Below are 13,128 nucleotides of genomic sequence, written 5' to 3'. Positions count from 1 at the left end.
TGTCACGGCGATCCCTCCGACCGGGCATGGTGACTATAATCTGCGTGGCGGGATGATGGGAGCGTTGCTCGGGATGTCTGTGCACGGTCGACTCTTGCGCCCTCGCGGCCGGTGATATCAAAATGATCCAGCGATCTGCTGCACTGGGTCTGCGCCCGTGCGGCCCCCGTTCTGTCCTTCTTCTGTAAGCATCGCACTCGGATGAAGGTATGCAAATTGATCCACACAGCTCAGAGATCGCCTCGGGGAACGGCTTCAATTAGTGGCGGGTATTCTCCGGCTTCTTGCGCCGGGACGACGGAGGTGTAGCGCACGATCTGACACGGAGCTTCTTCGAGGTGGCCACCGATCAGGCGACGGCCCGCGATCCGCAACGAGCGAGGCCCCCAGGCAGTTGATCGAGACGTCTGACGTCTCAACCATGCAGCTCGGGGGCCTCGTTGATCATCTGGGAGCGTGCCGTCCAGGAGGAACAAGTCCGGACCGTGCGCGCGCAGCGTCTTCAGCAGACCCGGCGCCTGCTCGGCGAGCAGACCGGTTACCGCAGCGACGTAGGCGTGGGCGGTGCCGACAGATATCCCGAAGGCTCTGGCGATACGGGCAAGGGTGTCATGGCAGCGCAGGTACACGAGTGCGACCAGCGCACGCGGTGCGGCGGGAGTTTGCACCGTCGGCCGCCCTCACGGGTGACGATGAGCATCGTGACCCACTCAACCAGGGCGTGGGGCAGGTCGAGTGCGGCAGGATACGGAACCAACAGGGCTCCTGTGCTCCTGAGCTGAGGCGTCGACCACCTCCCTCAACGGCACGGGAGCCCTGTCCGTTGCGCACCCCGACCTCACACCGCCCCCGTCACCCGATCAGTGGCCGCATTTGAAAACGCTCACTGAAGTCGAGGAGGTCCGCGTTGACGGTGCCGGCGTTGACCGTGCACATGCCGTGCGACAGGCCCGGGTAGACCTTCACGTCCGCGTGCCCGGCCAACGCGACCGCCGTTCGGGCGGAGTGGGCGATCGGGACGATCTGGTCGTCGTCGCCGTGCAGGAGGAGCGTGGGCACGTCGATCGCCCGGAGGTCGTCGGTGAAGTCCGTCTCCGAGAACGCCCCAATCCCCTCGTGGTGCGCCTGCGCGCTGCCCGCCATCCCCTGGCGCCACCAGTTCTGGATCACGCCCTGGGAGACGTCCGCACCCGGACGGTTGAACCCGTAGAACGGCCCGGAGGCGAGGTCGAGGTAGAACTGGGAGCGGTCGGTGGCCACGCCCTCGCGGAAGCCGTCGAAGACCTCCGCCGGCAGCCCTGCGGGGTTGGATTCCGTCTGGACCATGAGCGGCGGGACCGCTGCGATGAGGACGGCCTTGGCAACCCGGCCGGCACCGTGCCTGGCGATATACCGGGCGACCTCTCCGCCACCGGCGCAGTGACCGACGTGGACGACGTCGCGCAGGCCGAGGTGCGCCACCACGGTGGCCGCGTCCGCCGCGTAGCGGTCCATGTCGTGCCCGTGGCCGGCCTGGGCGGAGCGCCCGTGCCCGCGGCGGTCGTGGGCGACGACGCGGTAGCCCCGCCGGACGAGGAACAGCAACTGGGCGTCCCACTCGTCCGAGCTCAGCGGCCAGCCGTGGTGGAACATGACCGGCCGGCCCGAGCCCCAGTCCTTGTAGAAGATCTCGACTCCGTCGTCGGTGGTGACGAACGGCATGGTCCGCTCCTCGTGGTCTCGCCCGGGTAGTGGGCGGATTCGATGTCTCCACGAGAATGGCTCGGCCGCCGTGCCGACAGCCTCCGTCAACTGACCGACATCCGGCCAACGGCTCGCTTACGTCAGTACCGGGGCTGGTGTCGAGACCCGGCCGGTGGCTCTCACGGCCGGGGGGATGGAGGCTCGGGAGGCAGCGCCTCCAGAGCGTCGCGGAGCCCGGCCCGCGACGTGATCCCCAGCTTCGGGAACACACGGTAGAGATGCGACGACACGGTCCGCGGCGAAAGGAACAGACGCGACGCGATCTGCGGGTTCGACAGCCCCGTCGCCGCCAGCCTGGCGACCTCCAGCTCCTGCGGGGTGAGGGCCTCACCGGCCTTGCCCCGGCCCATCCGCGTCATCCCGGTGGCGCGGAGCTCCGCCGCGGCCCGGGCCTCCCACGAACGGGCCCCGAGCTCCTCGAAGCGGCCGCGGGCGGCGGCCAGCTGCACCCGGGCCTCGCGGTTGAGCCCCTGACGGCGCAGCCTCTCGCCGTACGCCAGATGAGCACGGCCGGCCTCGAAGGGCCACTGCTCGACGCCCGGCAGCCCGAGCGCCTGCCGCCGACTTCGAGACGGCGTTCCGGCACGCCACGGCGATCTGCGCCCCGGGTGTGCTGCCGCCGTTCAACCCCGAGGCCGTGTGGTCCGCGCCGGACCTCGTCGAGGCCGCCGTGCGCTCCGGGCGGCACGCGGAGGCGCGACGGCACGCGGACGCGCTGCGCGACGCCGGTGTCGGTCACCTCTTGCCGAGGGCCGCCCGGGCCGCCGCCTGGTGGGCGCAGTTCTCCAGCCGCCGCAGGCCCCTGGGACCCGACCACCCCCAGATGTCCTCGCAGTGCTCCCGGCACGCGTCGAGGGCGCCGCGCTGGGCCGCGGTCATCGCAGCGATGTAGTGCCCCACTTGGGCGAACAGGTGGTACCCCGTCTCCTCGGACAGTGCGACGAGCTCGTCCGCGGCGCCGGCCGACGCCTGCCACCGGCCGGCGTACAGGTCGTCCAGGGCGACGAACATCAGGGCCGGCATGCTCGATCCCACCGCGCCGCCGTCGCGTATGACCCGGGAGACGGCCTCGCGACAGCCCGGAAGCCGGTCGAGGTACGAGGCGGTCAGGGCGGTGCGGATGACCACGTCGGCGTCGCTCTGGTCCCTCAGCCGCGCGATCTCCTCGTCCAGGCGGCGCAGCATGCCGTCGGTGACGGAGCCGAGGTCGTGGTGGACGCGCCCCAGCGACGCCGCGGCGGCGGGCGCCGCCTCGGGGAACCGGGCGAGCACGTCGGCCAGAGGCTGCCAGTGCTCGGGCCGGCCCGAGTACTGGCTGGCGAGGGTGAGGGTGAACAGCGCGGTCTCCAGCTCCTCACGCGGCGGTCCGGGCATCACCGGGGCCTGCCCGACCGCCTCCGTCAGGAGTGCGTGGGCCGTATCGGCGTCGCCTTCCGTGACGAGCACCAGGAAGCCGGCCGTCGCGGCCGCCGAGAGCGACCGGGCCGCCGGATTGCCCTCGACCTCACGCATGATCTCGTGGCTGACCTTCAGATGGCCCGCGACCCAGGCGGCGGCGTAGGCGGCCTGCGACAGGCGGCGTCTGCGGTCCGCCCGGTCGGGGCTCAGCTCGGCCGCGCGCCGCAGTCTCGCTATCGCGCCGTCGGCGTCACCGCGCCGCAGGCTGCTCCGGGCCGCCGACTCCACGACGGCTGCGACCGCCTCGTCGGGCGCCGTCGTGGCTCTCGCGAGGTGATCACCGCGCAGCTCGGGCCGGTCGGCCAGCGCGTCGGCCAGCCGGCGGTGGGCGCCGCGCCGCTGTTCGCCGGTGGAACCGTCGACCACGGCGGACCTGACCAGCGGATGCCTGAAGCGCACCACGCGGCCGTTCTCCGTGACCATGACCAGGTGGTCACGCTCCGCGGGCGCGAGTTCCTCAAGGCTGCCCGGTCCGCCGGCCGCCTCGAGGACGCCGATGTCGCCGGAGCCCTCGAGAGCCGCGAGCAGCAGTACCTCACGCGTTCCCCGCGGCAGTCGTCCGACGCGGGCGCCGTACAGAGCGCGGACATCCCGCCCCGGGCCGCTCGCCCACCCCGCTCCTTGGCCGTGCCGGTCGCCGGACACCCCGGTGGACCCGGCGAACTCGAGCAGCGCCAGGGGATTTCCCTGCGCCTCGTGGGCGACGGTCGAAAGAACCCGGCGGGGAAGGTGAGCAAAGCGCCGGGACAGCAGCCGCAGGGCGTCCGCGTCGTCCAGCGGCGCGACCTCGAGCTCCGGCAGACCGGTGGACCGGAAGGATCCGCCGGACTCCGACCGCTGCGCTCCGAGCAGCCCGATGCGGCGGCCCCTCAGTCTTCTGGCGACGAAACCCACCGCGGCCCGGCTCGCCTGGTCGACGACGTGAAGGTCATCGACCACGAGGAGCAACGGCCGCTCCTTCGCGGCCTCGTCGAACAGGGCCAGTGCCGCGTTCAGGACGGCGATCCGGCTCGGCGCGGGACCGGCGCCGAGACCGAGGGCGACCTCGAGGGCCTCCCGCAGGGAACGCGGCAGACGACCGAGCTCGTCCGGCAGCGAGCCGACGAGCTGATGGAGCCCCGCGAAGCTGATGTCCGTCTCGTACTCGACACCGCTCCCGCGGACGACCCGCACTCCCTTCGCCACCGCCAGCTCGGCGGTCGCGTCCAGAAGTGCCGTCTTCCCCACGCCCGGATCACCGGTGAGCAGCAGGACAGCTCCGTCCGTCCCGGCCCTGTCCAGGAACGCCGCGAGCTCGGCGAGCTCGCCCTCCCGGCCGACCAGCCCGGCCGGGCCGACGCCCGTGCCCGTCCCTGACTTCGCCCACATCCGCCGCGTCCCTCGTCCTGCCTCACGCAGCAGCCGAAACACCAGCCACGCGCCTGACCAGGAAGTATCGCACCCACCGGCAAACGGAGCCTGAAGCCGTCCACTTCGCCGGCACCCGCAACTCCCGGACGAAGATACGGGGTGCCGAGCGGGTGCCCCGTCGCCGGTGTGAACAACGTGTCGCCGTCGTTGAGCAGGCACACCGGGCGCACGGCACGGGCGCCGTCGTACGCCGTGCCGGCCAGGTTTCCGCGGCGGCGAGGGTTCCCTCACGGAACGGGCACCGCGACGCCTTCCTCGCCCCTCCCGCGCTCCGGGCTCGCCCCGAGCGCCGTCAGCGTCACCCCGGCTGCCACCGCCAGCGCCGCCGCCAGCCCCGCCGCGAGCACCGCCCAGTGACCCAGGAACGTACAGACGACCACCAGCAGCGCCGTGGCCGGCAGCACCGATTGCTGGGCGATCCCCACCTTGTAGAAGCGCGAGTGCAGCGCCCACACCGTGAGCAGGAACAGCGCTGTCGGCAGCGTCACCGCCGCCGACGCCGACAGCACCGAAAGGTGCGTCTTGCCCACCGCCTGCTCCACCGCCACCTCCAGGCCGGCCCCGATCGCGGCACCCGAGACGAAGATCAGGTAATGGCCGTAGCCCCAGAGGAAGGACTGCCGGTTGGACCGGAGGTGCCCGTGGATGGGGACCGCGAAGTACACCCACCAGGCGGCGAAAATGATCAGCAGTCCGCCGGCGGCGATGGGCAGCAACTCACCCAGGGCCTCGTGCTCGTCGATCCCCGACTGCACGGCGACGGTGGCCGCCGCGACGGTCTCGCCGAGCACGATGAGCGTGAGCAGCCCGTACCGTTCGGCGATGTGGCGGGGGTGCCACGGCGTGGGGTGGGCCCGCTCCGCGTACAGCGGTACGGCCATCTCCAGCAGCGCCATCACCAGGAAGACCCACGGGCGGCCGGCCTCCGGCAGCGCCAGGAGCCCCAGCCAGCCGATCTGGCACAGCCCGATGGCGTACCGCAGCGCCATCGTCCGCTCGGGGCCCTGGCTCGACCGCGCCACGCGGAGCCACTGCGCCGTCATCGCGAGCCGCATGATCACATAGCCCAGGACGACGACCAGGTACGCGTGTTCCTCGAACGCCTGGGAGACGCCTGCCGTCAGGACGAGCACGCCGGCCATCTGGACCAGCGTGACGATCCGGTACAGCACGTCGTCGTTGTCGTAGGCCGAGGCGAACCACGTGAAGTTCATCCACGCCCACCAGATGGCGAAGAAGATCATCACGTAGTTGAGGATCCCCTCGCCCGTGTGTCCCCCGACCATGGCGTGCACCAACTGGGCGCCTGCCTGGGCCGTGGCCACGATGAAGCACAGGTCGAAGAAGAGCTCCAGTGAGGAGACGCCGCGGTGGGTCTCGTCGCGGCCTCGCGCGGTGAGTCTGCGCAGTGGTCTGTGGTGTGCGGGCGCCGCGGAGTGCACCGGCGGCGGAGCCGGGCTGCTTGTCATCTGGTGAGCCACGCCCCGAAATGCCGCTGCAGCCGGGGATTGATCTGCCAGACCATCGCCGCTGCGGCCGCCGGGACGAGTACGGCGAGTCGCACCGGCAGGTACAGATCCTCCAGAACAGGGTTCGTGGCCAGGCCCAGCAGGACGATGGTGGGGTAGATACCGCACACGGTGAGGAGCCACAGCTTCCAACGCCGGACGGCGGCCGGAACGGTGGGGTCGAGCGGGGGTTCGGCGTGCGCGAACGCGTTCCGGCTCTGCTCCCGGTGCGTGTGCCGGATGTCTGTCACCGCCGGTGGGCTCGGCAGTCCAGGATCGTCGGCACCGTAGGCAGGGGAAACGATTCTCTCGTTCATGAACGGGACCACTCCACTTCAAATGCTGCGTGTCGTTCCGATTCCATCGGTTCCTGCGCGACCGAGGCGGTGTCGGCGCTGCGTGAGGGGCTGCCCCGCGCGCAACAGCGGCAGCAGTTGCCGGTGAGCAGCGCAGGGCCTTCCCGTGCAGGGGGACGGCCCGGCGCCCAGGCGGGCGCCGGGCCAGGTCGTGATCCGGTCAGTGAGCGGACTGGGTGTGGTCCTGCTCCACGTACACCTTGAGGGCCTGGAACTCCTCGATCGCTCGCGGGCCGCACAGGTAGCCGTAACCGCTTCCCTTGACGCCGCCCTCCTCGAAGTCCTCGCTGATGGCTCCCCAGGTGTTGATCCACACCGTGCCGGTGCGGATGCGCCGGGCGATCCGGCGGGCCTTCATCGAGTCCGAGCTGAACACCGAGGCGGCCAGGCCGTAGACGGTGGCGTTCGCCTTGGTCACGGCGTCGTCCTCGTCGTCGAAGATCTCGAACGTCTGGACAGGACCGAAGACCTCTTCCTGCACGATCCGGACGTCGGTGCGGTCCACCTCGATCAGGCTCGGCCGGTAGAACGCGCCGGCGGCCAGCGGGCCGTCGGTGACCACACCGCCGCGCAGCAGCACCGTGCCGTACGAGGCGGCTTCCTCGACGATCACGTCCACCCGCTCGGCGGACGCCCGGTCGATCACCGGGCCGAGCTGGGCCTTCTCGTCGTCGCCCGAGCCGAGCCGCACCTGCGCGAGCGCGCTGGTGAGCCGCGTGCGCACCTGGTCGGCGATGTCCCGGTGAACCAGAACACGGGAGCCGGTGCAGCAGAACTGCCCGTTCATCAGCACCAGCGACTGCACCACGGTCGGGATCACCATGTCCAGATCGGCGTCGGGAAAGATCACCATCGGCGCCTTGCCGCCCAGTTCCAGACCGAGCCGCTTGAGCGTGGTGGAGGCCGCGGCCGCGATACGGCGCCCGACCGGCGTACTGCCGGTGTAGTTGATCACGTCGACCTTGTCCGAGGAGACCAGGAAAGGGGCCCCGGTGTTGCCGGACTCGGTGAACACGCTGACCACGCCCGCCGGAATGTCCGGGACCGAGGCCAGGACCTGCGCGAAAAGCTCATTGGTCAGCGCCGTCTGAGCCGGCAGTTTGACCACGACGGTGCAGCCGGCGGCCAGCGCCGGGCCCAGCGCCCGCACGGTCAGCATGACGGGCGAGTTCCAGGGCGAGATGATCCCGGCGACACCGAGCGGCTCGGGCACCGAGTGGGTGTACTGACCGGGCGCCGTCTCGGCGGCGCGCCCCGCGGTCTGGGTGCGCGCGGACGCCGCCGCGTACCGCAGCCACCCGACGGCACCGCTGACCTCCCACGTGGTCTCACCCAGCAGCTTGCCGTTCTCCCGGGACAACATGGCCGCGACCTCGGGCACCCGGGCCTCGAGGGCGTCGGCCAGCCGGCCGAGTGCGGTCGCCCGGAGCGAGGGAGTGCGCGCCCATTCCGTGGTCTCGAACGCGACGGCGGCGGCGTCCACGGCGGCCGAGGCCTCCGCCTCGCCACCGTCGTAGAACGAGCCGACGACGGTGCCGTCGGCCGGGTTGATCGATTCCAGAACCGAACCGGAGCCGGTCCACTGTCCATTGATCCAGTGCTGCGCGATGGTGTTCATGGTCCGCTCCTCGTGGTCCCGCCCGGGTACCGGGCGGATTCGATGTCTCCACGAGGGTGGCTCGACCGCTGTGTTGACAGCCTCCGTCAGCTGACTGACATCCGGCCGACGGCTCGCTTACGTCAGTACCGGGGCAGTGCTGGGACCCGACCGGTAGCTCTCACAGCCGGGGGTTGGACGGCTTCGACCTCGCGCCCCTTCGCGCCAACCGTCGGTGATCTTGGTCGCCCGTGGGCCGCGTTCCACGACGACCAGCGGATCCCGGGGCTTTCCGGCTCTGCCTGACCGCCACGCCGCGCACCTCGTGGCCGAACGGCGCGAGGTGCTGCGCCGGTTCGCCATCGGCATCGACGCGGCCGGACGCCGGGCCCTCGCTCTTGGATGGGATGTGCGACAGCCGGCGCTTGGTCAGATGGGTGGGGGGAGGAGGGGGTATCCGGAAGGCGACCACGCTGTCCCCGACTCCCTCTTCGAGGAGGCCTACGCCGTGCTTTCGCTCAAGCGCTTACTCGACCGCAGTGTGACCGCGCAGGCAATCCTGGTGTTCCTGCTGGGACTGGGCATTGCGGCCCTGATCCGCAGGGACGAGCACCCGGCTGTCTGGGTGCTCCATAGCGCCCTCTACACCGGGATCGCCGTTGCGTTCCTGGCCGTACAGCGCCACCGGGCCGCCCGGGCCGTGGGCACCGACGCGGGCGGACTCGCCGAGCTGAACCGGAAGATCCGCCACCATGAGGTGCCGCAGGACCCCGATGAGCGGGCGGCCGTACGACGGCTGGTCGCCGAGCAGCTCGGCCAGATGGAGCGGGCGGGCAAGTGGCTGCCGTACTGGTTCGGCACCATGGGCCTCATCGCGGTCGGCATGTTCGTCCTGGGGGCCGTCAGCGGGTCGCTGGTCTTTCCCCTTCTCTTCGCGCTCGGCATGGTCGCGTTGTGCTTCTGGGTTGTGTGGATGCGCCGCCGCTCCTTGGACCGCCTCCGCTGGATGCGCCAGGCCCTGCGACCGCAATGAGCGGCCAGGCAGGGAGGGGACGGCGGGCACGTGCCCGACGGCGGACTTCAGCGGCGGCGCCCCTCCGGGGCGGCGCCTGAGCAGACCACCAGCCCGGCGGGCGTTCCGCTTCACTGTGACAGGTGCTCGGGGACTCGGCTGCGCCGTGAGGGAGGCTCCGAGCAGTTGCGCGGGTCTCCGCTCCGCGGTGCGTTGCCCCGTGCCACGAAGGGTGCGGCGAACACGCCGACCGGGCTGAGGTCGATCAGCTGTACTTCACGCCGACCTACGCCTCTCGGGCGGACCCGATCGAGGCGTACTTCGAACCATTGGGCAGTTCACCATCGCCAACTCCCGCACCCGAACCACCTCGTGCAGACCCGGGCACCGCACGCCTACCTGCGCCGGCGCAACGCCAATGTCCGCCACCGCGGCGTCCTGGCCGCCGAAGGCAGAGAACGCACTGACATCCGAAGTGAGAAGGGCATCCGCTGGGCGGACGCCCCGCTCTCGCCGCAACCTGACCAGCCGGAAGGCGGGGTGCCCGACCCAGGACCGCAGGAACTCCGCCGTTCCCAGCGCCGCCCAGTCGTCGTCCGCGATCCCCACCACTCCTGGAAGGCCAGCGAACTGGAATCGTTCCCGCACCGAGCCCAGCCGGCCCGGGCACCGGCTCCGCCAACCTGGCGGACCTATGCGGTCAGAGCACTGGTTGCCGTGCTTCACGGAACCTCCACGATCGGGCTCGGTGCGCATTACAGTTATCTGCGCGCGGCTCGTCATCTTGTGTCGCGCAAAGGATGAATGGGGCGGAATCTTCCGCATGCCCATGATGTGCCGCTGGGGGGCTTTGTGCAGGAAATGATCAAGGGTGCGAATGTGGCCCTGGCGGATCTGAGCGACAGTGTCGGTTCGGTCATCGTCAGTCTGGGCTGGGTCAGCCCTACCGGCGAAGGCGACGCGGATGTGTCGGTCCTGCTGCTGGACGCGAACGGCAAGGTGCGCAGCGACGGTGACTTCTACTTCTACAACCATCCGGTGGCTGCTGACGGAAGTGTGCAGCTTCTGGGCAAGACACCGACGGCGGACGGCAGTGAGGACCGGATCAGCTTCGATCTCACCGCGGTGCCGTCCGGGATCGACCGGATCGTCGTCGCTGCGAGCAGGTACGGCGAAGCCCGCTTCGGCGAGTTGGAGGATGTGCGGATCACGCTGGCCGACGCAGCCGGTGCGAGCCTCCTGCGGTTCGCCGTCGACGATGCCGACTCGGTGACGGCGGTCATCTTCGGTGAGCTGTACCGGCGGGGCGAGGGATGGAAGTTCCGTGCCGTCGGGCAGGGCTACGAGACCGGGCTTGCGGGGCTGGCGACGGACTTCGGGGTCGACATCGAGGACGACGCGGCTACGGAAGCCGAAGCGGCGCTCGACGGCGCGGAAGCCGACGAGCAGGCGGATGCAGCGGCTCCGGCGCCGGCCGGGACGCCGGTCCGGCAGACGGCGCTGGGGGCCATCCCCGCTCCTCGCCCTCCTGAGGGCGAGGCTGGTGAGCCGCGGAAGCAGGCCGCCCGTCCTCGCACCGCGAAGAAGAAGGTCACCCTTCCCAGGACGGTCAAAAAGACCCTTGCGGAGAACGACTCCTGGAAGTCGGCCAGGCTTTTCCCTGTCTCGGTGCTCAAGAGCGACCGGGACCGGGAGATGCGTGCCACCTCGGTGCTGCTGTCGGTGATGGCGCAGGTGCCGGAGTTCAGCAGGAGGCTCACCGCGGGGTTCGGGGCTCCGGCGGGCCGTATGGAGACGTTCACGGAGGTCTCCCTGCCCCACGGGGACAGTCCGCGGCGCCCGGACGGGGTGATCCGGGTGGAGCGGGCAGGCAAGCTGTGGACCGCGCTGGTCGAGACGAAGACCAACGGCAACGCGCTCAAGGCCGACCAGGTGCAGGCGTACATGGACATCGCCGCGCGCCGCGGTTACGAGGCCGTGATCACGCTGACGAACGACGTGGCGCTGGAGGGCAGTCCGCTCGTCGACGTCAAGATCGACAAGCGGCGCAAGCACAAGGTCGCCCTCTGGCACCTGTCCTGGGCGGAAGTCGCCCACCAGGCGCAGATGCTGATCAGGCACGAGGGGGTGGGCAACGCCGCGCACGCCTGGCTCTTGCAGGAACTGCTGCACTACTTGCAGCACGAGAACTCCGGCTGCCACGGCTTCCAGAACATGGGGCCGGCCTGGGTCCCCGTGCGCAACGGCATCGACGACGAAACCCTCTGCCAGGGCGACGCCCGGGCACTGGAAGTGGTCGAGAACTGGGAGCGGCTCATCCGCCAGGTCTGCCTCAGACTGGGCGGCGAACTCGGGCAGAAGGTCCTGCCCGTGCAGCGCGCCAAGCGCGGAGCGGATCCCAAGGAGCGCCGAGACCGCCTGGCCGACCGGCTCTGCCTCGACGGGCGGCTCCAGGCGGAGCTGCGTATCGACGGCACGCCCGGCGTCCTGACCGTCAGCGCCGACCTGCGCACCGGCAAGCTGCGCACCGGTATCGACATCCCGGCCCCTGCACAGGGCTACCCCCTGAGCTGGGCCAAGCGACTTGTCCGGCGCCTGGCCGAGGCACCGGCGGACCTGCATGTCGAGACCCTCGTCGACGGCGAAGCCGCAGGCCCGCGCGGAACCCTGGAGCGTCTGCGCCCCGAACCGGCGGACCTGCTGCCCAAGGACAACGCCAGAATCACCGGCTTCCGCCTGTCCCTGCTCAAGAGCATGGGAAGCGGCCGCGGCAACGCCGAGACCGGCTTCATCCGCAGCGTCGACAACGCCGTGCACCGCTTCTACACCACCGTCGTCGTTCACCTGGACACCCCGACAACACGCCGGACACCGTCCAAGGAACGCACGGCAGCCGAGTGACACCCGGGCGCAGGCGGCGGCAACGCCGCTTGCGCCCGCCCCGCAGCGGTCCCCCTGCACGGGCCCGCACCCGGCCCAGCCCGGTCATACAGTCTGAACCGCACTGGTCGCAGCCGACGCGGCAGCCACCGGCACCTGGTGAGAAGCGGGGGACAGCCAAGAAGGAGTGATCCCGACGAACGGCATCGAGCACGCTGCGGCCATCAGCCTGACCAAGGTGCAGGAAAAGGCGCCCGACCTGGTCAGCCTGTACAAAACGGCGGGCGCCAGCGTGCGCCGTCACGGGCTGGAGGACGTGCGGGCTGCGGTGTACCTCGTGCTGGACCGCTCCGGGTCAATGCGGCCCTACTACCAGAACGGCACCATGCAGCACTTGGCCGAACAGGTCCTGTCACTGTCGGCCCACCTCGATGACGACGACACCGTTCCGGTGGTGTTCTTCTCCACCGACGTCGACGGAACCACCGATCTGAGTCTCGGCAGACACCGCGGACGCATCAACAAGCTGCACGAGAACCTCGGCCACATGGGACGCACCAACTACCACTGGGCCATGGACGCGGTCATCGACCACTACGTGGAATCCGGCAGCCACTGCCCCGCCCTGGTCATCTTCCAGACCGACGGCGGCCCCACCAGCAGGCCGGCTGCCGAACGCTACCTGTGCAAAGCCGCCCGCCTCCCCCTGTTCTGGCAGTTCATCGGCTTCGGCGACCCCGACGACAACGAATTCACCTTCCTGCGCAAGCTGGACACGCTCGCCGTCCCCGCCCGCCGCATCGTCGACAACGCGGGCTTCTTCCACGCCGGCCGCACCCCGCAGACCATCCCCGACCACCACCTCTTCGACCAGTTGCTGCAGGAGTTCCCCGACTGGCTGGCCGCCGCCCGCACCGCCGGCATCGTGCGGTGAGACACGATGCCGGCACGCGACCGGCGGCAGGACGTCACACCGGTTGAGCCCATCACGCTGGAGCGCAACCGTGTTCACTCTTGCTGAGGTCGAGCGCCTCATGGAAAAGGATTCCCGAACCGGCGAGTCCCTGAATGGCCGCTACTTCTGGTGCCGCTCGATGGTGGTGACTTCACGCGGGTCCTTCAGCGGCTCGACGACGACTGACCGTCCGCCCCCTTCTGAAACGA

At 70.3% G+C, this 13,128-nt stretch carries 7 protein-coding genes and 4 pseudogenes; 4 read left to right on the top strand and 7 right to left on the bottom strand.

The window, feature by feature from the left end:
• Positions 1-437: 437 nt before the first annotated feature.
• The 6 genes and pseudogenes from ACP7TJ_RS33195 to ACP7TJ_RS33170 form a co-directional block, all read right to left on the bottom strand.
• Positions 438-757 (bottom strand): annotated as a pseudogene (locus ACP7TJ_RS33195) (helix-turn-helix domain-containing protein); the annotation flags it as partial.
• A 95-nt stretch (positions 758-852) separates the two neighbouring features.
• A complete protein-coding gene (locus tag ACP7TJ_RS33190; protein WP_427767843.1) occupies positions 853-1,701 on the bottom strand; it encodes an alpha/beta fold hydrolase in 849 nt (282 codons plus the stop codon).
• Between the two features lie 167 nt (positions 1,702-1,868).
• Positions 1,869-4,569: pseudogene (locus ACP7TJ_RS33185) on the bottom strand (helix-turn-helix transcriptional regulator); the annotation flags it as partial.
• A gap of 269 nt (positions 4,570-4,838) precedes the next feature.
• Positions 4,839-6,080 carry a low temperature requirement protein A gene (locus ACP7TJ_RS33180; protein ID WP_427767841.1) on the bottom strand — a complete coding sequence of 414 codons (1,242 nt, stop codon included), beginning with the start codon at positions 6,078-6,080 and terminating at the stop codon, positions 4,839-4,841.
• Entirely contained in the window at positions 6,077-6,370 is a 294-nt protein-coding gene (locus tag ACP7TJ_RS33175) for a hypothetical protein (protein ID WP_370162074.1), read from the bottom strand. The genes ACP7TJ_RS33180 and ACP7TJ_RS33175 overlap by 4 nt, the downstream gene beginning before the upstream one ends.
• A 265-nt stretch (positions 6,371-6,635) precedes the next feature.
• Positions 6,636-8,093 (bottom strand): aldehyde dehydrogenase family protein, encoded by a 1,458-nt coding sequence (locus ACP7TJ_RS33170; protein ID WP_427767839.1) that lies wholly within the window; start codon positions 8,091-8,093, stop codon positions 6,636-6,638.
• A gap of 304 nt (positions 8,094-8,397) precedes the next feature.
• On the opposite strand from ACP7TJ_RS33170, the gene ACP7TJ_RS33165 reads away from it, so the two are divergent.
• Positions 8,398-9,105 carry a hypothetical protein gene (locus tag ACP7TJ_RS33165; RefSeq protein ID WP_401544795.1) on the top strand — a complete coding sequence of 236 codons (708 nt, stop codon included), beginning with the start codon at positions 8,398-8,400 and terminating at the stop codon, positions 9,103-9,105.
• 245 nt (positions 9,106-9,350) lie between these two features.
• A pseudogene (locus ACP7TJ_RS33160) lies at positions 9,351-9,597 on the top strand (IS630 family transposase); the annotation flags it as partial.
• Between the two features lie 21 nt (positions 9,598-9,618).
• Here ACP7TJ_RS33160 and ACP7TJ_RS33155 read toward each other — a convergent pair.
• Positions 9,619-9,840 (bottom strand): annotated as a pseudogene (locus ACP7TJ_RS33155) (hypothetical protein); the annotation flags it as partial.
• Between the two features lie 105 nt (positions 9,841-9,945).
• On the opposite strand from ACP7TJ_RS33155, the gene ACP7TJ_RS33150 reads away from it, so the two are divergent.
• Both ACP7TJ_RS33150 and ACP7TJ_RS33145 read left to right on the top strand, forming a co-directional pair.
• Positions 9,946-11,985, top strand: a complete 2,040-nt coding sequence (locus ACP7TJ_RS33150; protein ID WP_380863948.1) for a TerD family protein — start codon at positions 9,946-9,948, stop codon at positions 11,983-11,985.
• Positions 11,986-12,151: 166 nt separating this feature from the next.
• Positions 12,152-12,898 (top strand): vWA domain-containing protein, encoded by a 747-nt coding sequence (locus tag ACP7TJ_RS33145; protein ID WP_403163695.1) that lies wholly within the window; start codon positions 12,152-12,154, stop codon positions 12,896-12,898.
• Positions 12,899-13,128: the final 230 nt, after the last annotated feature.

The organism is Streptomyces sp. DSM 41931 (genome assembly GCF_050271085.1).
In the GTDB taxonomy this organism is placed as follows: domain Bacteria; phylum Actinomycetota; class Actinomycetes; order Streptomycetales; family Streptomycetaceae; genus Streptomyces; species Streptomyces albogriseolus.
The sequence above is the reverse complement of the archived record's forward strand: the minus strand, read 5'-3'. Positions and strand labels throughout refer to the sequence as shown.

Coding starts and splice junctions, on each gene's coding strand:
- ACP7TJ_RS33190 (WP_427767843.1), bottom strand. CDS start 1,701: ATGCCGTTCGTCACCACCGACGACGGAGTCGAGATCTTCTACAAGGAC.
- ACP7TJ_RS33180 (WP_427767841.1), bottom strand. CDS start 6,080: ATGACAAGCAGCCCGGCTCCGCCGCCGGTGCACTCCGCGGCGCCCGCA.
- ACP7TJ_RS33170 (WP_427767839.1), bottom strand. CDS start 8,093: ATGAACACCATCGCGCAGCACTGGATCAATGGACAGTGGACCGGCTCC.
- ACP7TJ_RS33150 (WP_380863948.1), top strand. CDS start 9,946: ATGATCAAGGGTGCGAATGTGGCCCTGGCGGATCTGAGCGACAGTGTC.